Below are 24,826 nucleotides of genomic sequence, written 5' to 3' on the forward strand. Positions count from 1 at the left end.
GACGGACCTTCCAGGTAGGAATACCTGGAAATCTGACGGATATCCGTCGCCAAGTCTCGCCCGCCGATGGCGGACAATGGCACAGCGAAGGACCTTCCCAAGGAGATGGTTCGACATGTCCAATCGCGGCCCGTACATCGCCGCCGGGGTCGTCCTGGCGATCATCGCGTTGTGGATCATCCCGGGCTGGCTGGCGTGGTTCGTGTTCGGCGCGCTGATCGGGATCCCGGTCGTGGCGTGGCTGACGCTCGACCGCGGGCAGCGGCGCCGGATCCGCAACATGCGCAACCGCCGCCTGCCCTGACGGCGCGGCCGCCGGCGCCCGGAGCCGGGCGCCGGCCGCGTCGCGCCCGGATCACGCCGGGACGATCACGTCCTGCGACGCGGGCACGCCGTCCGCGGACAGCACCGCGTCGACCGGCGTGTTCCGCTTCACCAGCGCGAGCGCGACGGTGCCGAGTTCGTGGTGGCGTGCCGCGCTGGTCACGAAACCGATCTGCCGGCCTTCGAGTTCGACCGGTGCCCCGGTCGCGGGCAACTTCTCCTCGGTGCCGTCCAGATGGAGGAACACCAGGCGGCGCGGCGGGCGGCCGAGGTTCTGCACGCGCGCGACCGTCTCCTGCCCGCGATAGCAACCCTTGTCGAGGTGCACGGCCGAGGGAATCCACCCGAGTTCGTGGACGATCGTGCGGTGATCGGTCTCGTTGCCGACGCGCGGGCGGTGCGCCTCGATCCGCAGCGCCTCGTAGGCCCACACGCCCGCCGGGTTGGCGTGCTCGGCGCCGTAGGCGGCGAGACGCTCGCGGGGCAGGAACAGCTCGCGGCCGGTGTCGGTGACGCGGGCCAGCACGGCGGGGTCGGCGGGCGGCTCGGGGACCGGCTCGTAGACGACCGCGTACGCGTCGGTCAGGTCCTCGACCTCGACGCGCAGCAGGAACCGCATGCGGTCGAGGAACGCGACCAGCGCGGGCGCGGTGCCCGGCTCGACGTGCGCCCACAGCGCCTCGCCGTCGTCCACCACGTACATCGCGTGCTCGATGTGCCCGTGCGGGCTCAGCACGAGCGTGACGGTGGCCTGTCCGGGCGGGAGTTCGGTGAGGTGCTGGGTGGTCAGCGAGTGCAGCCAGGACAGCCGGTCCGGGCCGGAGACGCGGACCACGCCGCGGTGCGACAGGTCGACGAAGCCTTGGCCGTTCGCGAGGCGGCGTTGTTCGCGCAGCGGGTCGCCGTAATGCGCGGCGACGCCCTCGTCGGGCGCCTCGGCGGCGACCGCGCCGGGGAGGGAGAGCAGCGGGCTGACGGCGGGACTCGTGACGGCCATGCCGTCCAGCTTAAGCACCGGGCGGAGCGGGCGGCGGCGCGGCCGACTCCGCATCCGCCGCAGGGCCCGCCGCACCCGAGCCGCGCGCCTCCGTGCACGACGCGCAGCGGCCGAAGATGGCGAAGTGCCGGAGGTCGATGTCGAAGCCGAACCGCGCTTCCACGGTGTGCGCGAGCGGCTCGGCGAGGCCGAGCTCGACTTCGGTGACCGCTTCGCAGTCGCGGCATACCAGGTGGAGGTGGTCGCTGCGGCCCGCCGGGTGGTAGGTCGGCGCGCCGTGCCCCAGGTGGGTGTGCTTGACCAGGTCGAGGTGCTCGAGGAGTTCCAGCGTGCGGTACACGGTGGAAATGTTGATGCCGCTCGCGGTCTTGCGGATCTCGGTGAGGATCTCGTCCGGGGTGGCGTGCCCCAGGGCGGTCACCGCTTCCAGGACGAGCTGGCGCTGCGGTGTCAGCCGATAGCCCTTTTGCCGCAGCTCCTGCGTCCAGTCCGTGGTCACCGTTGAATTCTAGGCAATCCGCGGACTTGGCGGATTCGCACGTGCGAGCGACCCCGCGGCGTCACAATGCCCCTCGTGGACGACGACGAGTCCCGGGTGGGGGACATACCGGACGACGCCGGGCTGCGGATCCTCGAGATCCCCGCGGACCCGGACAGCGACGCGGGTCCCGCGGCGGACCCCGAGGCGGACCCGGAGGCCGCGCCGGAGACTCCCGGCGCCGACCCGGCCCGGCGCAAACGGCGGCGGCGCCGGCGCGTCCGCACCGTCCTCGTGTCGATGCTCGTGATGATGCTGTCGCTCGTCCTGCTCGCCGCCGTCGGCGTGTGGTGGTTCATCGACCACTACGCGGGCCGGGTCGACCGGATCCAGAACGCCTTCCCGGTCACCGCCGACCAGCCGCCGCGCGGCAAAGGCACGAACTTCGTCCTCGTCGGCCTCGACGCGCGCTCCGACATGCCCACCACCGGGCGCGACGCCAAGGGCCCGCTGTGGCAGGAAGGCGCGCAACGCAGCGACGCCACGATGCTCCTGCACATCTCGGCCGACCGGGAGCAGGTGTACGTCGTGTCGATCCCGCGCGACGCGTGGGTCACCGTCCCCGGCCGCGGCGACGCGAAGATCAACGCGGCGTTCTCGTGGGGCGGCCCCCCGATGCTCATCGACACCGTGCAGACGCTCACCGCGATCCGCGTCGACCACTTCGCCGCGATCGACTGGGAAGGCTTCAAACGCCTGACCGACGCCCTCGGCGGCGTGGACGTCGAGATCGCCCAGGACATCCCGCAGGAAGGCGAAGCCCGCGGCTGGACCGCCGGGAAGCACCACATGAACGGCGAGGACGCCCTGATGTACGTCCGGGAACGCAAGGGCCTCCCCCGCGGCGACCTCGACCGCGTGCAGCGCCAGCAGAACTTCATGCGCGCCGTGATGGAGAAGCTGCTGTCCAAAGGCACCCTGCGCGACCCGCTGGGACTGCCCGACCTGCTCGACGCGCTCACCGCGGCGGTCAGCGTCGACGACCGCATGTCCAACGGCGACCTGCGCGACCTGGCGTGGAGCCTGCGCCGGGTGCACGGCGACGACGTGAAGTTCCTGACCGCGCCGGTGTCCGAACTCAAAACGATCCAGGGCCAGGACGCGACGGTCCTGGCCCCGGAGCAGAGCAAGTTCCTGTGGGACAACCTGCGCGACGACAGCATGGACATCTACCTGCGGCGGTACCCCAACGCGGAACTGCCGGAGCCGTCGATGATCCGCTGACCGCCGTGCGTCCGCGGCGCGGGAACGCGGCGCGGACGGCCTAGTCGGCGGCGATCTCCGTGTCGACCTTCTTCAACTGCGCGGAGACGTGCGCCTGGAGCGGCTGCCCCATCGCGGCCATGTCGTAGGCGTACATGAGTTCGCCCTTGACCAGGCCGTAGAGGCGGTGTCCCGCGGTGTACTCCTTGGCGTCGACCGTGCGCGCGACCACGTCGGTGCGGATCTCCACCCGCCCGTTGTCGGTCTCGCCCAGCCAGATCTCCACGATGCCGGTCGGGTGCGCGAGGGTGACCTCGACGCTGCCGTCGAGCTTGGACTTCCAGTAGCCCGTCTCGGTCGCCAGCGGACGCACCCGGTTCCCGTCGTCGTCCAAGAGCCAGGTCCGCGAGGTGTACGCCAGGAACGGCCTGCCGTCCTGCGTGAAAGTCACCTGCTGGCCGAAGCGGAACGCGTCGATCGTCGGGTAGTCGCCGACGCCGGCGCCTTCCCACGTGCCGAGCAGGAACGCGAGCGGGACGACGTCGGGGTGCATGTCGTCCGGAATTTCGATCATGTCATCCGGCCTGGTACGGGGACTTCGGGCAGCCCCGAGCCTACCGGCAACCCGTCAGCTCTGGCCCTTGTAGAGCTTCGCGACGGTCAGGGCGGCGAACCAGGCGACCAGGATGCCGACCAGGACCAGCAGCGTGATGAAGAAGACGTGCACGTGGTGCTCCTCGCGCGGACTCGTGGCTCGTCGGCTCGTGCGGAACTGCCGCGCGTAGCCGCGTGCCGGGCCAAATCGGCATCAGTGTACGGCCGGGACCCACTCCGGAGGCGGTCAGGGTGCCGTACGACACGTTGCCGCGCGGCGAACGGCGCAAAGCCGCCGCGCCGCACGCCACTACCGTGATCCGGATGAAGCGATCTCTCGTGGTGAAGGTGACGGCAGGCCTCGACGCGCCCGAGCGCTGCTCCCAGGCGTTCAACGTCGCGGCCGTCGCAGTGGCGGGCGGCGTCGACGTCTCGCTGTGGCTGGCCGGCGAGTCGGCGTGGTTCGCCCTGCCGGGCCGCGCCGCCGAGTTCGATCTCCCGGAGGCGGCCCCGCTGCCCGACCTCCTCGACGCGGTGCTGGCCGGCGGCCGGGTCACGCTGTGCTCGCAGTGCGCGGCACGCCGCAACATCACCGGCGACGACGTGATCCCGGGGGTCCGGATCGCCGGCGCGCAGGTCTTCGTGCAGGAGTCGCTCGCGGACGGCGCGCAGGCGCTCGTCTACTGAGGCACTCTTCTCCGTGCGGCGCTCGTCCGCCGGCGCCGCTCCGGACCCGCCCCGTTATTCGTCCCACCACTTGTCCCCCGGCCCGCGGCGGTTGGCCACGATCGCCGCCACCGGGGGAATGACCATCGCGACCACGCTCATCGCCACCGCCGCGGGCACCGAGACGAAGCGGATGGCCGCCCAGGAGAGCACGAACAGCGTCAGGCACGTCCCCATGAGCGCGAAGTAGAGCTTCTTGCGCGTGCGCACGCTTCCACGGTACGTCCCGCGGCGTCAGTGGCTGATGCCGGACAGGTTGAGCCCGACCACGCCCGCCAGGATGAGCCCGATGGAGACCAGCTTCAGGACCGAACCGGGCTCGTCGTACAGCCAGATGCCCATGATCGCGGTGCCCGCCGCGCCGATGCCGGTCCACACCGCGTAGGCCGGGCCCACGTCGAGGGTCTTCAGGGACAGCGTGAGGAGCCCGAAGCTGCTGATCGCGCACGCCGCGAACCCGACCGTCGGCCAGAACCGGGTGAACCCGTGGCTGGCCTTGAGCAGCAGCGCGAACCCGGTCTCCAGGAAGCCCGCGATGATGACGAGCAGCCAGGCCATCAGCGGCCCCTCCTTCGCAGTCCGCCGCGCTCCGGCACCGGAATCGTTTCTGCCGACGATGGGTTTGTCACAACGCCGATCTTGCCCGACGTACGGCCCCGCCACGCGCACCCGGGGGCCGGAAACGCGCCGGGCGGCGCCCCTCCCGGATGGGGAGGGACGCCGCCCGGCGTCCGACACGACCGCCGCATTCGGATGCCCGTGGGTGTACGTCCGAAGGAGACCCGCGCTGTGCGGTCGTGCCGCGTGAAAAGCCTCGGTCAGACCGCGATCTCGACCTCGGCGACATCGCCCTTGGTGGCGACGACCGAACGGTCGACCGTCGCACCCGGGACGAGCGCGCGCACGGTCCAGTTGCCCGGCGCGGCGAAGAACCGGAACTGCCCGGTCGCCGAGGTCGGAACCTCGGCCGTGAAGTCGCCGCCCGCGTCCAGGAGACGGACGTAGCCGTTGATCGGCTGCCCGCCCTTGGTCACGGAACCCTGGATGATCGTCTCGTTCGCCACGTCTACTCCTGCCAGATCCGGCCCGCCGGCCTTAGCGCCGCACATCTCTTTGCTCCCTTGCTGATTGCTGCGCTGAAGCGCTTACTTGCCGGAGCCCAGCTCGATCGGCACGCCGACGAGCGCGCCGTACTCGGTCCAGGAACCGTCGTAGTTGCGGACGTTGCCCTGCTCGAGCAGCTCGTGCAGCACGAACCACGTGTGGGCCGAACGCTCGCCGATGCGGCAGTAGGCGATCGTGTCCTTGGACAGGTCGACGCCTTCGCCGGAGTAGAGGGCGGTCAGCTCCTCGTTCGACTTGAACGTGCCGTCGTCGTTGGCGGCCTTCGACCACGGGATGTTCTTCGCGGTCGGGACGTGGCCGGCCTTCTGCGACTGCTCCTGCGGCAGGTGCGCCGGGGCGAGCAGCTTGCCGGAGAACTCGTCGGGCGAACGGACGTCGACCAGGTTGGTCGTGCCGATCGCGGCGAGGACGTCGTCGCGCCAGGCGCGGATCGAGGTGTCCTGCGGCTTGGCGGCGTAGTTCGTCGCGGCGCGCTCCGGCACCTCGACGACCAGCTCGCGGGAGTCCAGCTCCCACTTCTTGCGGCCGCCGTCGAGGAGCTTGACGTCGCCGTGGCCGTACAGCTTGAAGTACCAGTACGCGTAGGAGGCGAACCAGTTGTTGTTGCCGCCGTACAGGACGACGGTGTCGTCGTTCGCGATGCCCTTGGCGGACAGCAGCGCCGAGAACGCCTCCTGGTCGACGAAGTCGCGCTTGACCGGGTCCTGCAGGTCCGAACGCCAGTCGATGCGGACCGCGCCGCGGATGTGGTTCTTCTCGTACGCGGCGGTGTCCTCGTCGACCTCGACCAGGACGACCTTCGGGTTGTCGAGGTTGGCCTCGACCCAGGCGGCGTCGACGAGTACGTCGGAGCGGCTCATTGTTTACCTCCGGTGTGTGGGCGCAGCCGCACGGAGGCGGCAGGCCCAAGGGGCTCTGCACGGGCAGGGGAAAGTTCGGGGGGCGCTGTGGCGACGCGCGGGTCCGCCGGAATGCGGGCTCGGGGCCCGGTCAGGTGCGGCGGGGGTCGTCCGGTGCACGGCGGCGCGGTTTCCCGGCAGGCATGCGGATACATGCCGCGGGACGGCGCTCGGCCGCGGATCACGGTCGGTACGGTCACATCGAGGGTGCGGCCGACCTGTGCTCCCGGGTGCGCGTCAGCGCGGGCAACACAGGCAGGTGGCCGTGCGGCACAGGTCCACTGCGCGCCGCTTGGTGAGGTCTGCCTGTCGCTTCACGCCACCGATCGTAGGGAGGTATGACCGCGACTGTCATGCCCGTTCCACATTTCGAGACGCAAATGCCCGAATGTCGAGATGGTGGCCGATTTCCGGCCCGAGTCAGGGGTTGTTTGTCGCGTTTTGTTGCGGTGTGGGAGTAGGGGTGGCGGCGATGAGTACGCGTTCCTGGCCGACGACGGAGATCACGAACCGGGTGATCTCCGCCGGCGGGATGCTCGTCCCGCCCGGGACGGACACTCCGGCCGGGGCGTCGTAGCCGCCGGGCGGCACGATCCACGACGAAGCGGTCTCGTTGCGGTTGCGGGTGCCGTAGACGTCCAACTGGCAGCGCGTGCCGGGCGCGACGCCCTTGAGGTTCATGTCGATCGCGGTGCCCCAGTCGACCGGGCGGTAGGCGACGGTCACGGCGGTGCCGGACGGGCTGTTCGCGGACACCCGCTGCTCGCCGGCCGGTGCCGCGGACGGGGCGGGCGGCGCGGGCTTGGCACTGGACGTGCTCGAAGGCGGCGGCGCGGCGGCGGACTTGGTGTCGTCGTTGCTGCCGAGCACCCAGCCGAGCGTGCCGAACAGCACGGCGCAGGCCGCGGCGGCGGCCAGCAGGACCGTCCGGGTGCGGCGGTCGCGGTGCAGCTTCTCGGCGGCGTCCGCGAAGACCCGCTCGGGCGGGGTGGTGAGCGACGTGCCGGTGGCTTCCGCCTCGGCGGGCGTGAGGCGGGCCAGGAAGGCCGGGAGGACGGCGAGTTCGTCGTACTCGGCGCGGCATTCGGGGCAGACGGCGACGTGCGAGCGCACCCAGCGGGTCTCGGTCTCGTCGAGGGTGCCCAGGACATAGGCGCCGAGGTCCAGGCGGAGCGCGCCGCAGATCTGCTGGTCGGGGGTGGGAGTGGCGGGCGGGAACGCGGGCTCGGACTCGGCGGGGGCGGCCTCCGCCGGCCTGGCCGGGGCGGCAGTGGGCTTGGCGGGGACGGGTGCGGGCTCCGTCTCCTTCGGGGCGCCGGGCGCGGGCGTCGCCGGCCTGGCCGGGGCGGCGGGCGCGGGCGTCGCCGGGCTGGCCGGGGCAGCGGCGGTCGTCGCGGGGACGGCGGCGGTCTCCGGCGGCTCGGGGGCGGCGTCGGCGGTGTCGGCGGTGTCCGTGGGGTCCGTGGGGTCCGCCGGTTCGGGCGTCGCCGGTTCGGGACGCCGCGGCGGTTCCGCGGGCCTCGGCGGGAAAGCGTGCGGCTCGTCGTTGCCGGTCACGGCACCAGCCCCCGTTCTTCCAGGGCGACGCGCAGCGCGCGAAGCGCATAGTACGTACGCGATTTGACGGTGCCCGCGGGCACCCCGAGCACCTTGGCGGCCTCCGCGACGGAGCGGCCGCGGTAGTACGTCTCGATCAGCACCGCACGGTGCTCCGGACTCAACGCGCCGAGCGCCTCGGCGACTTCCCAGGACAGCAGGGCGCGGTCGAACTCGTCCTCGGCGCGCACGTCGGCGACCGCGGCGAGCGGCGCGTCGCCGGTCTCCGGCGGCCGGGCCCGGCGGGCGCGTCCGCCGTCGATGACGAGATTTCGCGCCACGGTGCAGAGCCAGCCGCGGACCGGGCCGCGCGCCGGGTCGAGCGCCTCGGGGTGGCGCCAAGCCCTCAGCAGGGTTTCCTGGACGATGTCCTCGGCCCACGGGCGGTCGCCGCCGTTGAGGCGGAGGACGTAGCCGAGCAGGGGTCCGGCGTGCTCCATGTAGAGCGCGCGGATGACGGCTTCGTCGGCGGTGGAGAGGTGGCGGAAGGCAGGGTCGTCGGGTGTGTTCCCGGGCAGGGCTGCGGCGTCCTCGGGCGCGAGTACGCCCGAGGACGGGAGGGCGAGGACCGGTTCACCGCTCATACCGTCGGCACGTGCGGAACCCGGCGGCGGTTCAGCGGAGTTCGGGCGTTCCCGGCGGCGTCTCCACGACATGAGGGCATCTTGCCGGGATCTTGCCGGGGGGAATAGAGGGAAGGCCCTTTGTCCACAGGGCGGGGGTTATCCACAAGGCGCCGGGCAGCGACGGGGGCTGCCGGAGCAGACTGGGCGGGTCGGGCTTCGGTTGAGTGCTGGAGAGCGATGGTGGAGGGGGCGGGGGAGGGGCCGTCGACACGAAACCGAATCCCAGAGAAGGTGGGAGGAGGGAGGGCCCTATCAGGGTCAGCCGATAGCCACTCGCCCCAGCAAATAGGCCGCCGGCGCCGCCAAAGCCAACGGCAACGCCACCCCCGCCGTCATATGCACGAACCGCGACGGATGGTCATACCCCGCCGTCCGCCGCCCCATCAGCCCCAGCAACCCGGCCCCGGCCCCCAGTACCACCGCGGAGCTGCCCAGCCCCACGGCCGACCCGCCGACAACCCCCACACCGGCCGCCAGCGCCAGTCCCAGCCCGTGTCCTGCAACCCCCGGCACCGGCAGCGCCGCGGCAAGCACCGCCACCGCGACCGCCGCCGCCGCGACCACCACCGCGCCCCCGTCGCGTACGCCCGGCCCGTCCAGGTCGGCCGCGACCACGTACAGCACATCCAACGCGGTCAGCAGCCCCGCCGACGCCGTCACGGTCAGCGCGGGCAGCAGCTCGGGCCGCCCGTCGCGCCGCACCAGCTGCTGCACCAGCGCCAGCGCGAGCACGCCGGCCAGCACCCCCGGCAGCACCCGCACCGCGTGATCCCCGCCCGCCAGCACCGCGACATCCGCCGCGATGCCCGCGAGCACGCCGATCGCGATGCCCTGCCGCGCCGGCCACATGCCGTGCAGGCGGAACCATCCGGCGGCGGTGAGCAGTTGCAGAACGAACACGCCGCCCACCGCCACCGGTCCACCGGCCAGGGCGGTGACCGCGAGCAGCACGGCCACGCCGCCGGTCAATGCCGCCGGAACCAACCCCGGCGGATGCCAGATCGGCACCAGGTCCCGCAGGCTCGGCTTCTCCTGCTTGGGCAGGCTCTCGGCCTCCGGAGGCGGAGAGGGCGCCGGAATCGGCAGCGGTTCGGCGGCGGCATCGACGTCGTCCCAAGCCGGGTCGGCACCGCCCGGGTTCCAGCCGGCATCCCACGCGTCCTGCTCCGGCCACGCGGCGGGCTGCTCGGACCAGTCCGCCGACGGCGGGTAGCCGTAGTCGGCGTCGCCCGGGTCGGCGGCATACGAAGCCGCGTCTCCGTACGGCGACCCGTCGCCGCCGCCGACCGGCGTCGGCGCGGGCGCGTAGCCGTACGAAGCGCCGTAGTCCGGCCCGGCGGCCGGCTCACCGGCGTAGTACTGCGCCTCGTATCCGTAGGCCTGCTGTGCGGGGACGCCCCCCGGTGCTCCAGGGTCCGCATACTCCGGCGTCACCGGTTGCCCCGGCCCGGCCGCGTACTCGCCCCCACCCGCGTACTCGTCATAGGAGTCGTATGAGGCGCCCGGCGTCCACTCCCCGTAGCCCGGCCCCTGCTGCGGCGGCGTGCTCATCCGCCCGCGAAGGGCGGCAGGACCTCGACGGTTCCGCCCTCGGTCAGGGCCACCGCGGCGTGGTCGCGTTTGCCGACCGGGTGGCCGTCCACGACGAACGAGCACGTGCGCACCAGCGGTGCGAAGCGCGGGGAGCCGCCGTGCCGCTCCCCCGCCGCGCGCAACGCGTCGGCGAGCGTCGCCGCGTCGTACGGCTCTTCGGCCGTGCCCGCGGCATCTTTGGCCGCGGCCCAGTACCGCATCGTGCCGACCGCCATCGCGCCTACTTCCTTCGACGGAACCACTGTTTCAACGACAGCGGCCCACAAGAGTCCCCCAAGAGTGCCCCATCATCCCGCCCGCGGAGCCGCTGTCCGCACCCGACCGGCGCCTCGGGAACCAGCACGCGACGGCCGAAATACCGCGGCCGCCTCACCTCTCGGCCACGTGCTCCCCCACCCACTGCGCCATCCGTTCGACCAGTTCCGGCCCCACGGCGTTCTCCGCGTGCCCGAGCCCCGGTTCGATCCACAGTTCCTTCGGTTCGCGGGCCGCCGCATACAGCTGGTGGGGGTGGTCGATCGGGAAGTAGGTGTCGCTGTCCCCGTGCACCACAAGCAACGGAATCGGCGACAGTCGGGCCGCGACGTCCTTGGGCGCCGCCGGGATCGGACTCCAGCGGCGCGCCGACACGCGCGTGTGCAGGGCCGTCCGGATGACGAAGCGGCCGACCGGGTGGTCGATGGCCGCGTGCAGCCGCCGCATCGGCGGCGTCCCCCGGTAGTACCAGCGCGACGGCGCGCTCACCGCGACCACCGCGTCGACTCCCCCGTACAGCGCCGCATGCCGCACCACGACCGAGCCGCCCATCGAGAACCCCACGGTCGCGACACGCCGGTAGCCGAGCCGGCGGGCCCAGGCCACCGCGGCGTCCAGGTCGAGGACCTCTCGGTCGCCCACGGTGCTGGCGCCGCCCGACGCGCCGTGGCCGCGGAAGTCGAATCCGACCACGCCACCGTGCCGGTGCAGCCCGGCCATGACGGCGGCGACCTTGGGACGGCGCCACGATCCGGTGAACCCGTGCGCCACCACGAAACACAGGCCGCGGGCCGCGTCCGGATGGTGGACGGCCGAGATGCGGACGCCGTCCGCACTGATCAGCACATCGTGACCGGGTGCCCCGGATTCTGTGGTCGCGTCCGTCCGCATTACGGGACGTTCGCCTTCTCCATCGGAAAGCCATGCCATGTCGGCTATCCTGACTCGCGAGTCCACTGGGGTGGAAACGGCCGGTTCGCCCGGCCGGGCTGGAAGGTGCCGACCTGATGTCTCCGCACCGGCTATCACCACCCCCAGCGGACCCGACATGAGGATCCGGGCGACGACGCCCCGGGTCCTTTCGTGTTTTCGTGGAGGTGTCATGCGGTGCGGAACCGGACCCACGACGTCCGTTACGCCGTCGCGCGCCCGCCACCGAACAGGTGTGGACACCATCGTCCGCGCCGGGCGAGGGGAGCCCACTTGAGTGCCCTGCTGCTGCTCACCAACGCGCTCCAGCCGTCGGCCGAGGTCCTGCCCGCGCTGGGTCTGCTGCTGCACCAGGTGCGGGTCGCGCCCGCGGAGGCCTCCGCGCTGGTCGACGCACCGCCCGCGGACGTCATCCTCGTGGACGGCCGCCGCGACCTGCCCCAGGTGCGCAGCCTGTGCCGGGTCCTGCGCACCACGGGCGTCGGCGCGCCGCTGATCCTGGTCACCACCGAGGGCGGCCTGGCCGCGCTCACCGCCGACTGGGGCGTCGACGACGTGCTGCTCGACACGGCCGGCCCGGCCGAGGTCGAGGCGCGCCTGCGGCTGGCCATCGGCCGCCTGCAGGCGGCGCAGGGCGCGGACGACGAGCCGACCGAGATCCGCAACGGCGACCTGACGATCGACGAGGCCACGTACAGCGCGAAGCTGCGCGGCCGGGTGCTCGACCTCACGTTCAAGGAGTTCGAGCTGCTGAAGTACCTGGCGCAGCACCCGGGCCGGGTGTTCACCCGCGCCCAGCTCCTCCAGGAGGTGTGGGGCTACGACTACTTCGGCGGCACCCGCACCGTCGACGTGCACGTGCGGCGGCTGCGCGCGAAACTCGGGCCGGAGCACGAGTCGCTGATCGGGACGGTACGCAACGTCGGCTACCGGTTCGTGGTGCCGGACCGCAGTGCGGAAGCCGATACGCGCGGCACCGGTGTGCCGGTCGGCGAGCCGGTGCCCGGTCAGGCTTCCTGAGAGTTCACTGGGAGCGTTTGGTTTGCTTTGCGTACGATTCCGGTCGAATTCCGCCGGTGATTCCGGCAGCATGCGGTCGCAACACGACATCGACATGCCGCACATCGAGGACATTCCGGCCGCGATTCGGTCACGGAGCGCGGAACGAGCGGAGACGGTGCGGATATGAGCCTCGGCCGTCGTCCCTACAATGGGTCCGTGCCCAAGGTGACCCGCGACGACGTTGCCCGCCTCGCCGGGACGTCGACCGCGGTGGTCAGCTATGTGGTGAACAACGGACCGCGGCCTGTCGCCCCCGCGACGCGCGAGCGCGTCCTCGCCGCAATAGAGCAGCTCGGCTACCGCCCCGACAGCGTCGCGCAGGCGATGGCCAGCCGACGTACGAATCTGATCGGCCTGGTCCTCCCGGACACCCGGCAGCCGTTCTTCGCGGAACTCGCGCACACGGTGGAGAAGGCCGCGTTCGACAAGGGCCGCCTGGTCCTCATCGGCAACTCCGACTACGACGACGACCGGGAACTGCACTACGTCCGCGCGTTCCTCGGCATGCAGGTCTCCGGCTTGGTGCTGGTCAGCCAGGGCCTGTCCGAGCGGGCCGCGGCCGAGATCGCCACGCGCGACGTCCGCGTCGTGCTCATGCACCGCCAGCCCAACGCGCTCAACGGCGACGCCGTCGTCCTGGACGACGTGCAGGGCGCCTACCTGGCCACCCGGCACCTGATCGAGGCGCACGGCCTCACCCGCATCCACTGTCTCGGCGGCCCGCCGTCGACGCCGGACCTGGGCGACCCGGTCACCGACCACGTCAGCGGCTGGCGCCGGGCGCTGGCGGAGTCCGGGATCGCCCCGGACGGGCTGCTGCGCGGGGCGCCGTTCAACCGCTTCGGCGCCTACGGCGTGGCCCGCGACATGCTCGCCGAGCCGGACCGGCCGACCGCGCTGTTCTGCTCGACCGACGACCAGGCGATAGGCGTGCTGCGCGCGGCCCGCGAACTGGGGCTGCGGGTGCCCGACGACCTCGTGGTGGTCGGCTTCGACGACATCGCCGAGGCGGCCTTCGCGGACGTCCCGCTCACCACCGTCGCCGCCGACCGCGCGGCGATCGCCGAGGCGGCCGTCGACCTGGCCATGGAACGGGAACCGGCCGCACCGGGCGAGGTGCGGATCCGCAGTTTCCCGGCGCGCCTGGTGGTCCGCCGCAGCTGCGGCTGCTGACGCCGCCGGGGCAATTGCCGGACTGAACCAAACGGTTGATGGAGAAGGCGGCCGCCCCGCAGACTCCATCCGTCGCTAAGCTCCCTCCCTGTTCCACATCTTGGCTTCACGGGGAGGGGCTTCATCCGCATGGCGAACCCGACGCATTACCCGCCGGGCACGGCGGCCGCACCGGGCCTGCACCCCCCGGAACCACCGCGCAACGCCCGGGGCGAGACACCGATCGAGACGGAACGGCGGTGGCTGGGAAACATCGTCTCCGTCACCTTCCCGGTGATCCTGGCCGGCAAGCTGCTCAAGCCGAAGTACCGGCACGGCCGCCCGGACCCGATGATGGAGAACGTCAACCGCGTCCGCGCGTGGCTGGGCCTCACGTTGGTGTTCGGCGTCTTCCTGGCGATCTTCTACCGGCACCGGAAGAACAACACACCTCTGATGCCGAACATGCCGGTCACCAACGGCATGCCGGCCCCGGGCCCGACGTCGTCGCCCATCGGCGAGGCACTGGCGAACGGCGCGCTCCCGACACCGATGCCGCAGGCGACCGGGCTACCGACGAACTTCCCCACGAACTACCCGACGGATTTCAGTTCGCTGTTCCCGTCGGGCTACCCCAAGATGCCGACGAACTTCTCGACGGCGATGCCGACCGGCATCCCGACCGGGCGGACGGTGGACCCGGGGCTGCAGAAGCTGCAGGACCAGAGCACCGACATGGTCGGCAAGGCGAACAACATGCTGGACGCGCTCAGCGTCGGCCAGGAAGCGGTCTCGTCGATCGTCCACCGCATCGTCCTCGCACCGATCTTCTGCGCCCTCGGCATCGTGCTGATCGGCGTCCTCTTGTCGCTGTTCGCCCACCCCCATGTGCGCGACCACACGGTCCGGCAGTTGGTGCATCCCATCAAGGTGATCTTCATCTTCTGCGGGGTCATGGCCATGGGTATCACCGCGTATGTGCTGGTCCGCAACGCGGCCGGGACCAAACACAAGGTCTTCCTGATCAACAAGGACGGCACTCAGAAGGAACTGATCCTGTCCTGGGTGGCCGCGTTCATCGCCGTGTGGTGCATCCTGTTCGCCATCGGCGCGCTTTGGCAGGTCACCAAGCACCTGTTCGCGGCGGCCGACGGGCACCCGCTGCTGCTGCCGCTGCTGACGATCTGGCTTGCGTGGACGATGACCGTCAACGACCTGACCCTCAAGCTCGGCGACGGCCTGCTCAACGGCCTTGCCGCGGGGTCGAACACCGTCCCGGACAACGTCAAGGCCGGTACCGGCGTTCTGGGCGCCACCATCATCTCGGTACTCGCCATATGGGAGATGTCCCGGCTCCACAAGTGGAACGGCATCAACTTCCGCAGCGGCCCCAACGGTTCGCGCTGACCGGACCGCCCACGGCAGGGAACACGCGCACGAACGAGGGGTGCCACCGTATGTGCGGTGGCACCCCTCGTTCGTGCGTCGGTGCGGCTAGCGCATCGTGATGACCCGGTAGTACGCGGTGTCCGACTCCACGGTCTTGCCGACGATGTCCTTGGAGCTGACCTTGATGTTCTGCTCGGACGGCGCGCCGACGAACGTCACCTGACCGTTGCGTTCGAAAACACTAGGCCCCCACATGAAGTTCGTGCCCCACCCGACCCGGCCGGGGAACTCCTTGAGGTTGGTCACCGTCCCGTCCGAGGCCGACAGCTTCACCAAGTGGATCGGGCGCGCCATGCCCGCCGCGGCCACCAGCACGTCGCCGTTCTCGTCGACCCGGATCGGGTAGACCTTCGCCTGCTGCTTCATCCCGACCGTATTGGTTCCCGCGACGGTCTTGGTCCACAGCTTCTTGCCGCTCTCGCGGTCGTAAGCGGTGATCTGGTTGACGTCGCTGCCGCCGGTCCCCATGAAGGCGGACATGTCGCTGCCGGGCACGTACACGACCTTGTCGGTCGCCAGGACCGGAGCCGCGGCGCTGATCGACGTCCCCGGCGGATTGATGACGGGGTGGTCCTGCAGGCGGAACTTCTCCTTGCCGCTGTCGTCCAGCACGATGACGGTCGGCGGCTCCTTGCCGAGTCCTATGGCCTGCCCCTGCATGACCATGACCGGATCCACCGCGGCGATCTTGACGTCGTCCAACATGGACGCCGTTTTCGGCGCCGTGAACGTCCACTTCGGCTTTCCGGTCGCCGGATCGATCTCGGCCACCGAGGTCGGCGACTGGAACCCGCAGGTCCACTTGGCCACCAGGCGCTTGCCGCCGAGGTACTCCGGGTCGGTGCACCCCTTGGGCAGCGCGGTCTCCGAGTCCCACAACGGCTTGCCGTCGGACACCCGGTACGCCTTGCCGTCGAAGACGGCAGTGTCGCCGGTGACCGCGATGCCCTTGCTCAGGCCATAGCCGGAGAGGCCCGGGATCGCGTCGGGGTCGGTGCCGACGTCGACCGACCAGACCTTCTTGCCGGTCTTGAGGTCGACGGCCTGCAGTGTTGTGCACTGGTCGTCCTTGCCGAACGCGGCCAAGGCGTAAGTCGTGTCGGTCTGCGGCGTCACGTCGCACACCTGCGCGCCTTCCGGCGCCTTGTACTCCCACTCGGTCTTGCCGGTGTCCTGGTTGTACGAGACGAGCCGGGCCGCTTCCGCCACCACGACCGTCGTGTCGGTGAACCACGCGCCGGGGCGCTCCAACGCCGGCTTCTCCGGACTGGTCGGCCCGTCACGGTGCTCCATGATCGACCAGAGCACGTCGCCCTGCTGCTGGGACTCGCCCAGACCGTCGGACGTGTCGCGGTTCGCCTGGTGGATCGCCGACGGCACCGCGGCCGCGCCGACCAGCACCGCCGCAATCGCCGAGGCCAGCAGGACCGACCGCCTCTGCTTCGGCGGGCGCGGCGCACGCGGCGGACCCAAGTGCAGTTCGTGGGGGCCGGAATGCGGCGTCCCGTGGGACGGCGCACCAGTGCCGAAGCTCTGGTGCGGCGGCGGGTACGCGCCGGGCGGCGGCATCGCGTCGAACGGCCCGGAAGGCTGCGGGCTGCTGGTGTACGGGGCCGCCGCGTACGGCGGCGCACCGGACGGCGGCGGCATCGTCCCGGACGCCGGTCCAGGACCGCCCCACGGGTCGCCTGCGGGCCCGCCGGGGGCCGGCGAAGGCGGCGGCGCCCAGGCCGCTCCCGCGGCCGCCCCTACCCCGCCTGCGGCCGCGGCGGCAGCCGGACCTCCGGGCCCGCCCTGCCACTGCCCGGGGCCGCTCTGCGGCGGCACGAACGGTTGCGCGGACGGGGCGCCCATCGGCGGCGACGACTGCGGAGACGGCTGCGCGGCGGGCGGAGGCGCCCACTGCTGCGCGGACGGCTGCGGCTGGGCGTCGGCCGGGGGCGGCGGAGCCCACGCGGACGGCTGCGGAGCGGCGGCCGGAGGCGGTGCGAACGGGGAACCGGGCTGCGGCGGCTGGCCGCCCGCCGGGGGCGGCGCGGCGAACTGCCCGGGCGCGGCGTAGGGCTGGGCGGACGGCTGCCCCGGCGGCGGCCCGTACTGCTGCCCCGGCGGCGGGTACTGCTGCGCGGGCGGCGGCGGAGCGAACTGGGGGTTCTGCGGCTGCGGTGCCTGCGGGGGCGCGAACTGCTGTCCCGGGTAAGGCTGCTGTCCCGGCTGCGGCTGCTGCCCGGGGTAGGGCTGCTGGGGCGGGGCCCCGTACGCCTGCCCCTGCGGCGGCGGGTACTGCGCGCCCTGGCCCCACGGCGCCGCGCCGGGTCCGGCCGGCGGCGGCGCCGGGTCGGCGTTCTGCGGCGGCTCGTTGTCGTCCGGTACCTGGAACGGCGGCGGCGGGTTCGTCACGAACGGCCTCCCGCGGCGGACGGCGCGAACGACGGTGGCAGGTCGGTACCCAGCCCGCGCGGGCCGGGCAGCTTGTCCTTGACGGTGTTCGTGTCGGTGACGCCCATCTGTCGCATGGTGTTGTCCCACCACAGCACCGTCGTCGCGATGCCCGCGAGGGCGGCAGCGGTTACCAGCAGCCCGACCACGACCACCAGGAACTTCCGCGGTCGGGCCGGTCCTCGGTAAGCCTGCGGCGATGGCGCGGCACCCCACTGGCGCTGACCGGGGATGCCGCCGTGCGGGCCTGGCGGAGGCGCGTACGACATGGTCGAATCCTGTTCTTGGGGGATCTGCTGCGATCAGCCTCGACACGTTATCGGGCCCGGCCCCGTCGCCGCCCAAGTCAGGGGTCCAGCTTCCGAGTTGGACGGCGCCTGTGCACCGGTTACGGATGATTCATCCGCTCTTGTCCCGCGGTAGGCCCGCCGCGCCGTCCGCTGCCGGCAGACCCGCCCCGTACCGTGGGCACATGGTGCACTCCGAGACTTTCATCGACGGGACGAGCCGCGCGGATGCCGCGGATGTGGTGGCGGTGCTGGCGCTCGCCGAGGAGGCCGCGCGGGTCGACGGGGCGGCACCGCTGTCCGAGCAGACCCGGTTGGAGCTGCGGCACGGAGCGCCCGGCGCCCGCGAGTTGCTGCTGCGGGAACCGGACGGCACGGTCGCCGGCTACGCGCACCTCGAGGTGTCCGACCCGGCCGAGGGCCCCGCGGGCGAGGTGTTCGTCGGCCCCGCCGCGCGCGGTCGCGGCAACGGGCGCAAGCTCGTCGCCGCGCTGCTCGACGAGGCCCGGCACAAGGACACCGCCGGGCGGCTGCGGGTATGGGCGCACGGCAAGCAGGGCGCCGCCGAGCACCTGGCGACCGAACTCGGCTTCACCGCCTTCCGTGAGCTGTGGCAGATGCGCCGTGCCACCGACCTGGCGGTGCCGGACACCTCCCCGCCGCCCGGGATCTCGGTCCGCACCTTCGTGCCGGGCCAGGACGACGACGCGTGGCTGGCGCTCAACGCCAAGGCCTTCGCGCACCACCCCGAGCAGGGCGCCTGGACGCAGGACGACCTGCGCCGCCGGATCGCCGAGCCGTGGTTCGACCCGGCCGGGTTCTTCCTCGCCGAGGACGAATCGGGGCGCCTGGTCGGCTTCCACTGGACCAAGGTGCACCCGGCGACCGCCGACGAGGGCCCGCTCGGCGAGGTCTACGTGGTCGGCGTCGACCCGGCCGCGCAGGGCGGCGGCCTGGGCAAACTGCTCACCGCCGTCGGACTGCGCCATCTGGCCCAGACGGAGGCGGACGGCGGGCCGCTCGCCGAGGTCCTGCTCTACGTAGACGCCGACAACGAAGCCGCGGTCTCCGTCTATACCCGCTTGGGCTTCCGTGTGCATACCGTGGACGTGATGTACCGGTACACCGGCTGACCCGTCCGGCGCCGCAGCGCCGCCGCACCCGACAACCCGACCACCCGACGGCCTCCCGCCGCCCCCGCCGCCCGGCGGGGGCGGGCCCGCCACGCGGCGGCTCCCCGTGCTTTGCCGGACCTCCCGGCAGGCTGTTTCGCCATTTGCTCTTTACCTTGGAGACATCGACGCCGGAGAGGATGATCCGATGACCGCCGATCTGCCCGCCTCCGCCCGTCCTCGCCACCTCGCCGTCGCCCCCGTCGTCACCCCTGTCGACGCCGGGGCCCGCGACGCGGACGCCGCCGGGGGTTCCGCGGTCGCCGTCGACGGATCCGACCGTGTCCCGTCCGACCTGCCCGCCGACCGGTTCCTGGACCGGGAGGGAAGCTGGCTCGCGTTCAACGAACGTGTCCTCGAACTCGCCGAGGACCCCGCGACGCCGCTGCTGGAGCGGGCCCGGTTCCTGGCCATCTTCGCGTCGAACCTGGACGAGTTCTTCATGGTCCGGGTGGCCGGCCTCAAGCGCCGCATAGCCACCGGCATGGCCGTGCGCGCGGCCAGCGGTCTTCAGCCCCGCGAAGTGCTGGAGAACATCTGGTCCCGCAGCCGCGCCCTCATGGCGCGCCACGCGACCTGCTTCCACCACGACGTGCTGCCCGCGCTCGCCGACTCCGACATCGAGCTGCTGCGCTGGGACGATCTGACCGAGGGCGAGCACCAGTCGCTCTACACGCTCTTCCGCGAGCGGATCTTCCCGGTGCTGACGCCGCTGGCCGTCGACCCCGCGCACCCGTTCCCCTACATTTCCGGCCTGTCGCTGAACCTGGCCGTGGTCGTCCGCAACCCGCGCTCCGGCAACCAGCACTTCGCGCGTGTCAAGGTGCCGCCGCTGCTGCAGCGCTTCATCGAGGTCTCCCCGGCCCGGTTCGTGCCGCTGGAAGATGTCATCGCCGCGCACTTGGGCGATTTGTTCCCCGGTATGGAGATCCTCGGCCGGCACGCCTTCCGGGTCACCCGCAACGAGGACCTGGAAGTCGAGGAGGACGACGCCGAGAACCTGCTCCAAGCCCTGGAGCGGGAACTCATGCGCCGCCGCTTCGGCCCGCCGGTGCGCCTGGAGGTCGAGGAGACCATCGACCCGATGGTCCTCGACCTGCTCGTCCGCGAACTCGGCATCGCGGAGAAGGAGGTCTACCCGTTGTCGGCGCCGCTCGACCTGACCGGCCTGCACGCGATCGCCGACTTGGACCGCCCCGAGCTGAAGTACCGCAAGTTCATCGCGGGCACGCACCGCGACCTGGCCGAGGTGGAGACCGCGCACTCCGCCGACGTGTTCTCCGCGATGCGGCGGCGCGACGTGCTGGTGCACCACCCCTACGACTCGTTCGCGACGTCGGTGCAGGCCTTCCTCGAGCAGGCCGCCGCCGACCCGCAGGTCCTGGCCATCAAGCAGACCCTGTACCGCACCTCCGGCGACTCGCCGATCGTGGACGCGCTCATCGACGCCGCCGAGTCCGGCAAGCAGGTGCTCGTCCTCGTCGAACTCAAAGCCCGCTTCGACGAGAGCGCCAACATCGAATGGGCCCGCAAGCTGGAGCAGGCGGGCTGCCACGTCGTGCACGGCGTCGTCGGCCTCAAGACGCACTGCAAGCTGTCGCTCGTCGTCCGGCAGGAAGGCGACACGCTGCGCCGTTACTGCCACATAGGCACGGGCAACTACAACCCGAAGACCGCACGCCTGTACGAGGACATGGGCCTGCTCACCGTCGACCCGCAGGTCGGCGAGGACCTGTCGAACCTGTTCAACCGGCTGTCCGGGTACTCGCGCGCGCAGACGTTCCGGCGGCTGCTCGTCGCGCCCCACTCGCTGCGCAACGGCCTCGTCGAACGCATCGAGCGGGAGATCGCCAACCAGGAGAAGGGCGATCCCGCGTACATCCGGCTCAAGTCGAACTCGATAGTCGACGAGACCGTGATCGACGCCCTCTACCGGGCCTCGCAGGCGGGTGTGCCGGTCGACCTGTGGATCCGCGGAATATGCGCGCTGCGGCCGGGCGTGCGCGGCCTGTCGGAGAACATCCGGGTGCGCAGCATCCTGGGCCGCTTCCTGGAGCACTCGCGGGTCTGGGTGTTCGCGAACGGCGGCGAGCCCGAAGTGTGGATCGGTTCGGCGGATCTGATGCACCGGAACCTTGACCGGCGGGTCGAGGCCGCGGTACGTCTGAGCGGCCGGCACCGGGACCAGATCGCCGAATTCGTCGACCTCGGAATGAGCGCCGAGACCGCGTCGTGGCACCTCGGCCCCGATGGGACGTGGACGCGGCACGCCACGGCCCCCGACGGCAGCGTGCTGCGGGACGTGCAGGAGCACCTCATCGAACTGAGGAGGCGGCGGCGTGGGCCGGAGTGAGCGGCGGACCAAGGCGGACGGCGGCACGGCGGATCCCGACGGCACGGCGGCGGAACCCCAGGTTCCGCGCCCGCGGGCGCACAAAGACGGCACGGACGGCAGCACCACCGGCACCACCGGCAAGGCCGGCAAAAAGGGCGGCACGAAGGTGCGTACCGCAGGCGACGTCCTCATGGACCATCTCTCCGGCGAAGCGGCCGCCTTCCTCGGCCAGGCCCCGCGGCTGCGCGAGGGCGGCGAGGACGCGGCCCACCAGATGCGCGTGGCGGCCCGCCGCATGCGCAGCGCGCTGCGCACCTGCAAGTCGCTGGTCGACCCGGACCCCGCGGCGGCCCTGTCCGCCGATCTGCGGTGGGCGGCCGACTGCCTGTCCGGCGAACGCGACAACGAAGTCCTGCTGGCCCGGCTGCTCGACGGCATCGACCGGCTGCCGCCGCGGCCGGGCACCCCGCGGGCCCGCGGCGCGATCGAACGGCGTCTGCGCGGCGGGCTGGCCGCCGGGCACACCACCGCGTTGCGGACGCTCGACTCCCCCGATTTCTCGCAGCTCGCCGCCCGGCTCGCCGAGCCGGGACTGCGGCTGACGCTGACCGCGCAGGCCGCCGAGCCCGCCGCGCAGGCCGTCCCGGCGCTCGCCGCGAAGGCCTTCGGGAAGCTGGCGAAGGGGGCCGCCAAGCTGCCGCTGGACGCCGCGGCGGTGCCGTACGGGCATCCCGTGCCGCTGGCCGACGACGAAGACCACGCCTGGCACCGCGTGCGCATCCTCGGCAAGCGCGCCCGGTATGCCGCGGACTTGTGCGCACCGGAGTTCGGCGCCCCGGCCAAGCGGCTCGCCAAGCGGATGAAGGCCGTCACCGAGTCCCTCGGCACCCATCAGGACGCGGCGCTCGCCGCCGCGGTGGCGCGCGACCTCGCGGTGTCGCCGCGGCTGGGCGGTGCGGCGGCGTTCGTGCTCGGCGAGCTGCACGTGCTCGAGCGCTTCGCGGTCGCCGAGGCGCGGTACACGTTCGCGACGCTGTGGCCGGAGCTGCGCGACCGGCTCGACGAGGTGGAGCGGTGGGGCGCCTAGGCTTCTCCGGCTGGTTCGGCGGCCCGCGCCCGCGCGCGGCGCCCGCGGACCCCGTCGACAAGCTGCGTGTTCCGGTACGGGCCGCGGGCGCGGTGCTGTGGCGGCGCGCGGAGGGGCCCAGTGCGTCGGGGATCGAAGTGGCGCTGGTCCACCGCCCGAAGTACGACGACTGGTCGCTGCCCAAGGGGAAGATCGAGCCGGGCGAGCACGCGGCCGTTGCCGCGGTGCGCGAGGTGCTGGAGGAGACCGGGTTCGACGTGGTGCTGGGCCGCGAGCTGGGCGTGCAGTCGTACGCGGTGAAGGACCGGCTCAAGCTGGTGCGGTACTGGGCGGCGGAGGCGCGCGGCGGGCGGTTCGCGGTGAACCGCGAGGTGGACCGGATCGCGTGGCTGCCGCCGGACGAGGTCGCGACCCTCATGACGCACGGACGCGACGCCAAGGTGCCCGCCGAGCTGACCGCGGCGCCGTACGCCACGGTCCCGGTGATCGTGCTGCGGCATTGCGGCGCGGTGGCGCGGGGCGGGGAGTGGGACGGCGACGCGGACCGGCCGCTGACCGCGGCGGGCCGGGTGCAGGCCGAGCGGCTGGCCGGGATCCTCGCGGCGTTCGGGCGGGCGGCGGTGCTCAGCTCGCCGTCGCTGCGCTGCCTGGAGACGGTCGACCCGTACTGCCGCGCGACGGGGACCGCGGTCGAAGTGGTGCCCGCGCTGTCCGAGGACGGGCACGCCGACCGGGCGTCGGCGGCGGGCGACCTGATCCGCCATCTCGTCGCGGACGGCGGCCCGGTGGTGGTGTGCTCGCACCGGCCGGTGCTGCCGGCACTGCTGGGCGCGGCCGGGCGCGCGGCGCAGCCGGGGCGGAGCCGGGGCGAGCTGCTGCTGCCCGGGGAGTTCGTCGTGCTGCATTCCGCGGGCGGCGTGGTGGCGGCGGCCGATCGTCACGCCCCGTATCCGATCGAGGGGTAAACCCCGGGGTGCGCCGGGGGCGGTCAAGAAACGGACACAGGGGGCGGAACGCGCGGCTCCGCGTTGGTGAACGCCTCGTGAACCCTGATCGACATCCGCGGGAAAGTCGCAGGCCAGAGGCTCGCCGCTGGGAAATCGCGGCGACAAACCGGACAGTGGGCGCGGAGTCTGATGGCCCGCCTGTGTTCATGCCGGGTTCACTTTCTCCCGCCGTTTGCTTCACGCAGTCGACTTAACGTCGGCATCGACGGTGACCAACGGGTCATCGCCCGAAGCTCATGAAGCAACCGGAAGGAACAGCCGTGACCACTCGGCCCCGACTCGCTCGGCGCAGCACCGCGTTCGCCGCGATAGCCGTCGCCGGCGCGCTCACGCTCACCGCCTGCGGCTCCGACGACAACGACAGCGGCACGAAGTCCAACACGGACACGCCGTCGTCCGCGTCCGGCAGCGGAGGCTCCGCGGCTCCGGCGGCCAAGCTCGACTGCGCCTCGGGGACGCTCGCCGCTGCCGGTTCGAGCGCCCAGAAGAACGCCATGGACGAGTGGATCAAGCGCTACCAGCAGAAGTGCTCGGGCACCACCGTCAACTACAACTCGAACGGCTCGGGCGCGGGCCGCCAGGCCTTCTTCGACGGCCAGGTCAACCTCGCGGGCTCCGACTCGGCGCTCAAGGACGACGAGGCGCCGAAGGCCGCCGCGGCCTGCAAGACCGGCAGTGCGATCAACCTGCCGATGGTGACCGGCCCGATCGCCGTCGCCTACAACGTCTCCGGCGTCAAGGACCTGGTCCTGGACGCGAAGACGATCGCGGGCATCTTCAACGGCTCGATCAAGACCTGGGACGCCGCCGAGATCAAGGCGCTGAACCCGAGCGCGCAGCTGCCGTCCAGCCCGATCCAGACGGTGCACCGTTCCGACAAGTCGGGCACCACCGAGAACTTCACCAAGTACCTGAAGGCGGCCTCGGGCGGCGTGTGGACCCCCGAAGCGGCGCAGGACTGGCCGACCCAGGACGGGCAGAGCGCCAAGGGCAGCGAGGGCGTCGCCGGCGTCGTCAAGCAGACCAACGGCGCCATCGGCTACATGGAGACCTCCTTCGCGGAGAACAACTCCCTGGGCATCGCGCAGATCAACACCGGTGCCTCCAAGCCGGTCGAGCTGACCCCGGAGGCCGCGGGCAAGGCCGTGGCCGCCGCGAAGATCACCGGCCAGGGCAACGACCTGAAGCTCCAGCTCGACTACGCGACCAAGGCCGAGGGCGCGTACCCGATCCTCCTGGTCACCTACGAGATCGTGTGCGAGAAGGGCACCCCCGCGGACAAGCTGCCGCTGGTGAAGTCCTTCCTCACCTACACCTCCAGTGACGAGGGCCAGGCGATCCTCAAGGACAACGGCTACGCGCCGCTGCCCGCCGAGATCGCCGGCAAGGTCCGCACCGCCGTCGCGTCGCTGTCCTGACGGCCTCGCCGA

At 72.0% G+C, this 24,826-nt stretch carries 26 protein-coding genes and 1 pseudogene; 12 read left to right on the forward strand and 15 right to left on the reverse strand.

Going from position 1 to position 24,826, the window contains the following annotated elements:
- The first annotated feature begins 115 nt into the window (after positions 1–115).
- Positions 116–304, forward strand: a complete 189-nt coding sequence (locus tag ABEA93_RS20900) for a hypothetical protein (protein ID WP_345677159.1) — start codon at positions 116–118, stop codon at positions 302–304.
- Positions 305–355: 51 nt separating this feature from the next.
- On the opposite strand, the gene ygfZ is transcribed toward ABEA93_RS20900, so the two are convergent.
- Positions 356–1,321, reverse strand: a complete 966-nt coding sequence (gene ygfZ / locus ABEA93_RS20905) for a CAF17-like 4Fe-4S cluster assembly/insertion protein YgfZ (RefSeq protein WP_345677160.1) — start codon at positions 1,319–1,321, stop codon at positions 356–358.
- A 10-nt stretch (positions 1,322–1,331) separates the two neighbouring features.
- On the reverse strand, positions 1,332–1,820 hold the full coding sequence (locus ABEA93_RS20910) for a Fur family transcriptional regulator (protein ID WP_345677161.1): 489 nt from the start codon (positions 1,818–1,820) through the stop codon (positions 1,332–1,334).
- A 75-nt stretch (positions 1,821–1,895) separates the two neighbouring features.
- Between ABEA93_RS20910 and ABEA93_RS20915 the strand changes: the two genes are divergently transcribed.
- Positions 1,896–3,083, forward strand: a complete 1,188-nt coding sequence (locus ABEA93_RS20915; RefSeq protein WP_345677162.1) for an LCP family protein — start codon at positions 1,896–1,898, stop codon at positions 3,081–3,083.
- Positions 3,084–3,123: 40 nt separating this feature from the next.
- Here the strand turns inward: ABEA93_RS20915 and ABEA93_RS20920 are convergent, their stop codons facing one another.
- Entirely contained in the window at positions 3,124–3,636 is a 513-nt protein-coding gene (locus ABEA93_RS20920) for a heme-binding beta-barrel domain-containing protein (protein WP_345677163.1), read from the reverse strand.
- A 344-nt stretch (positions 3,637–3,980) separates the two neighbouring features.
- On the opposite strand from ABEA93_RS20920, the gene ABEA93_RS20925 reads away from it, so the two are divergent.
- Entirely contained in the window at positions 3,981–4,343 is a 363-nt protein-coding gene (locus tag ABEA93_RS20925) for a DsrE family protein (RefSeq protein WP_345677164.1), read from the forward strand.
- A 54-nt stretch (positions 4,344–4,397) separates the two neighbouring features.
- On the opposite strand, the gene ABEA93_RS20930 is transcribed toward ABEA93_RS20925, so the two are convergent.
- The 10 genes from ABEA93_RS20930 to ABEA93_RS20970 form a co-directional block, all read right to left on the reverse strand.
- Positions 4,398–4,592 carry a DUF3099 domain-containing protein gene (locus ABEA93_RS20930; protein WP_345677165.1) on the reverse strand — a complete coding sequence of 65 codons (195 nt, stop codon included), beginning with the start codon at positions 4,590–4,592 and terminating at the stop codon, positions 4,398–4,400.
- A 24-nt stretch (positions 4,593–4,616) separates the two neighbouring features.
- Positions 4,617–4,940, reverse strand: a complete 324-nt coding sequence (locus ABEA93_RS20935; RefSeq protein ID WP_345677166.1) for a DMT family transporter — start codon at positions 4,938–4,940, stop codon at positions 4,617–4,619.
- A gap of 260 nt (positions 4,941–5,200) precedes the next feature.
- The gene (locus ABEA93_RS20940) at positions 5,201–5,491 is read right to left on the reverse strand and encodes a DUF1416 domain-containing protein (RefSeq protein ID WP_345677167.1); all 291 of its coding nucleotides are present in this window, start codon (positions 5,489–5,491) and stop codon (positions 5,201–5,203) included.
- Positions 5,492–5,527: 36 nt separating this feature from the next.
- A complete protein-coding gene (locus ABEA93_RS20945) occupies positions 5,528–6,367 on the reverse strand; it encodes a sulfurtransferase (protein ID WP_345677168.1) in 840 nt (279 codons plus the stop codon).
- Between the two features lie 276 nt (positions 6,368–6,643).
- Positions 6,644–6,724, reverse strand: a complete 81-nt coding sequence (locus tag ABEA93_RS42150; RefSeq protein WP_423529021.1) for an Ms5788A family Cys-rich leader peptide — start codon at positions 6,722–6,724, stop codon at positions 6,644–6,646.
- A gap of 102 nt (positions 6,725–6,826) precedes the next feature.
- On the reverse strand, positions 6,827–7,963 hold the full coding sequence (locus tag ABEA93_RS20950; RefSeq protein ID WP_345677169.1) for an anti-sigma factor family protein: 1,137 nt from the start codon (positions 7,961–7,963) through the stop codon (positions 6,827–6,829).
- Positions 7,960–8,586, reverse strand: coding sequence for a sigma-70 family RNA polymerase sigma factor (locus ABEA93_RS20955; protein ID WP_345677170.1), 627 nt, complete (start codon positions 8,584–8,586; stop codon positions 7,960–7,962). The genes ABEA93_RS20950 and ABEA93_RS20955 overlap by 4 nt, the downstream gene beginning before the upstream one ends.
- A 300-nt stretch (positions 8,587–8,886) precedes the next feature.
- Positions 8,887–10,179 carry a chromosomal replication initiator protein DnaA gene (locus ABEA93_RS20960; protein ID WP_345677171.1) on the reverse strand — a complete coding sequence of 431 codons (1,293 nt, stop codon included), beginning with the start codon at positions 10,177–10,179 and terminating at the stop codon, positions 8,887–8,889.
- Positions 10,176–10,436, reverse strand: coding sequence for a MoaD/ThiS family protein (locus ABEA93_RS20965; protein WP_345677172.1), 261 nt, complete (start codon positions 10,434–10,436; stop codon positions 10,176–10,178). The genes ABEA93_RS20960 and ABEA93_RS20965 overlap by 4 nt, the downstream gene beginning before the upstream one ends.
- Before the next feature lie 154 nt (positions 10,437–10,590).
- On the reverse strand, positions 10,591–11,367 hold the full coding sequence (locus ABEA93_RS20970) for an alpha/beta hydrolase (protein WP_345677173.1): 777 nt from the start codon (positions 11,365–11,367) through the stop codon (positions 10,591–10,593).
- 312 nt (positions 11,368–11,679) lie between these two features.
- On the opposite strand from ABEA93_RS20970, the gene ABEA93_RS20975 reads away from it, so the two are divergent.
- From ABEA93_RS20975 to ABEA93_RS20985, 3 genes are all read left to right on the forward strand, one after another.
- Positions 11,680–12,426, forward strand: a complete 747-nt coding sequence (locus ABEA93_RS20975) for a response regulator transcription factor (RefSeq protein ID WP_345677174.1) — start codon at positions 11,680–11,682, stop codon at positions 12,424–12,426.
- A gap of 198 nt (positions 12,427–12,624) precedes the next feature.
- Positions 12,625–13,641, forward strand: a complete 1,017-nt coding sequence (locus ABEA93_RS20980) for a LacI family DNA-binding transcriptional regulator (RefSeq protein ID WP_345677175.1) — start codon at positions 12,625–12,627, stop codon at positions 13,639–13,641.
- 129 nt (positions 13,642–13,770) lie between these two features.
- Positions 13,771–15,027 (forward strand): hypothetical protein, encoded by a 1,257-nt coding sequence (locus ABEA93_RS20985; RefSeq protein ID WP_345677176.1) that lies wholly within the window; start codon positions 13,771–13,773, stop codon positions 15,025–15,027.
- 87 nt (positions 15,028–15,114) lie between these two features.
- On the opposite strand, the gene ABEA93_RS20990 is transcribed toward ABEA93_RS20985, so the two are convergent.
- On the reverse strand, positions 15,115–17,469 hold the full coding sequence (locus ABEA93_RS20990) for an outer membrane protein assembly factor BamB family protein (RefSeq protein WP_345677177.1): 2,355 nt from the start codon (positions 17,467–17,469) through the stop codon (positions 15,115–15,117).
- Complete coding sequence (locus tag ABEA93_RS20995; protein ID WP_345677178.1) at positions 17,466–17,777, reverse strand: hypothetical protein; 312 nt, start codon at positions 17,775–17,777, stop codon at positions 17,466–17,468. The genes ABEA93_RS20990 and ABEA93_RS20995 overlap by 4 nt, the downstream gene beginning before the upstream one ends.
- Before the next feature lie 203 nt (positions 17,778–17,980).
- Here ABEA93_RS20995 and mshD point away from each other — a divergent pair, with 203 nt between their 5' ends.
- The 6 genes and pseudogenes from mshD to pstS all read left to right on the forward strand — a co-directional run bounded on the left by mshD (position 17,981) and on the right by pstS (position 24,814).
- Entirely contained in the window at positions 17,981–18,928 is a 948-nt protein-coding gene (mshD, locus tag ABEA93_RS21000; protein ID WP_345677179.1) for a mycothiol synthase, read from the forward strand.
- Between the two features lie 187 nt (positions 18,929–19,115).
- Positions 19,116–21,320: an RNA degradosome polyphosphate kinase gene (locus tag ABEA93_RS21005; RefSeq protein WP_345677180.1), complete on the forward strand. Its 2,205-nt coding sequence runs from the start codon at positions 19,116–19,118 to the stop codon at positions 21,318–21,320.
- Positions 21,307–22,389, forward strand: a complete 1,083-nt coding sequence (locus ABEA93_RS21010) for a CHAD domain-containing protein (RefSeq protein ID WP_345677181.1) — start codon at positions 21,307–21,309, stop codon at positions 22,387–22,389. The genes ABEA93_RS21005 and ABEA93_RS21010 overlap by 14 nt, the downstream gene beginning before the upstream one ends.
- A gap of 62 nt (positions 22,390–22,451) precedes the next feature.
- Positions 22,452–22,844: pseudogene (locus tag ABEA93_RS21015) on the forward strand (NUDIX hydrolase); the annotation flags it as partial.
- A gap of 33 nt (positions 22,845–22,877) precedes the next feature.
- Positions 22,878–23,354, forward strand: a complete 477-nt coding sequence (locus tag ABEA93_RS21020) for a SixA phosphatase family protein (RefSeq protein WP_425585029.1) — start codon at positions 22,878–22,880, stop codon at positions 23,352–23,354.
- 278 nt (positions 23,355–23,632) lie between these two features.
- On the forward strand, positions 23,633–24,814 hold the full coding sequence (gene pstS, locus ABEA93_RS21025; protein WP_425585022.1) for a phosphate ABC transporter substrate-binding protein PstS: 1,182 nt from the start codon (positions 23,633–23,635) through the stop codon (positions 24,812–24,814).
- Positions 24,815–24,826 lie beyond the last annotated feature (12 nt).

Origin of the sequence: Yinghuangia aomiensis (genome assembly GCF_039542225.1) — a bacterium.
Lineage (GTDB): Bacteria > Actinomycetota > Actinomycetes > Streptomycetales > Streptomycetaceae > Yinghuangia > Yinghuangia aomiensis.

Excerpts from the sequence above, each read along its gene's own strand:
- ABEA93_RS20970 (WP_345677173.1), bottom strand. The coding sequence starts at position 11,367 with ATGCGGACGGACGCGACCACAGAATCCGGGGCACCCGGTCACGATGTG.
- ABEA93_RS20955 (WP_345677170.1), bottom strand. The coding sequence starts at position 8,586 with ATGAGCGGTGAACCGGTCCTCGCCCTCCCGTCCTCGGGCGTACTCGCG.
- ABEA93_RS20920 (WP_345677163.1), bottom strand. The coding sequence starts at position 3,636 with ATGATCGAAATTCCGGACGACATGCACCCCGACGTCGTCCCGCTCGCG.
- pstS (WP_425585022.1), top strand. The coding sequence starts at position 23,633 with ATGAAGCAACCGGAAGGAACAGCCGTGACCACTCGGCCCCGACTCGCT.
- ABEA93_RS20960 (WP_345677171.1), bottom strand. The coding sequence starts at position 10,179 with ATGAGCACGCCGCCGCAGCAGGGGCCGGGCTACGGGGAGTGGACGCCG.
- mshD (WP_345677179.1), top strand. The coding sequence starts at position 17,981 with ATGGTGCACTCCGAGACTTTCATCGACGGGACGAGCCGCGCGGATGCC.
- ABEA93_RS20900 (WP_345677159.1), top strand. The coding sequence starts at position 116 with ATGTCCAATCGCGGCCCGTACATCGCCGCCGGGGTCGTCCTGGCGATC.
- ABEA93_RS20985 (WP_345677176.1), top strand. The coding sequence starts at position 13,771 with ATGGCGAACCCGACGCATTACCCGCCGGGCACGGCGGCCGCACCGGGC.
- ABEA93_RS20925 (WP_345677164.1), top strand. The coding sequence starts at position 3,981 with ATGAAGCGATCTCTCGTGGTGAAGGTGACGGCAGGCCTCGACGCGCCC.
- ABEA93_RS20940 (WP_345677167.1), bottom strand. The coding sequence starts at position 5,491 with ATGTGCGGCGCTAAGGCCGGCGGGCCGGATCTGGCAGGAGTAGACGTG.
- ABEA93_RS20995 (WP_345677178.1), bottom strand. The coding sequence starts at position 17,777 with ATGTCGTACGCGCCTCCGCCAGGCCCGCACGGCGGCATCCCCGGTCAG.
- ygfZ (WP_345677160.1), bottom strand. The coding sequence starts at position 1,321 with ATGGCCGTCACGAGTCCCGCCGTCAGCCCGCTGCTCTCCCTCCCCGGC.
- ABEA93_RS20945 (WP_345677168.1), bottom strand. The coding sequence starts at position 6,367 with ATGAGCCGCTCCGACGTACTCGTCGACGCCGCCTGGGTCGAGGCCAAC.
- ABEA93_RS20965 (WP_345677172.1), bottom strand. The coding sequence starts at position 10,436 with ATGGCGGTCGGCACGATGCGGTACTGGGCCGCGGCCAAAGATGCCGCG.
- ABEA93_RS21005 (WP_345677180.1), top strand. The coding sequence starts at position 19,116 with ATGACCGCCGATCTGCCCGCCTCCGCCCGTCCTCGCCACCTCGCCGTC.
- ABEA93_RS20935 (WP_345677166.1), bottom strand. The coding sequence starts at position 4,940 with ATGGCCTGGCTGCTCGTCATCATCGCGGGCTTCCTGGAGACCGGGTTC.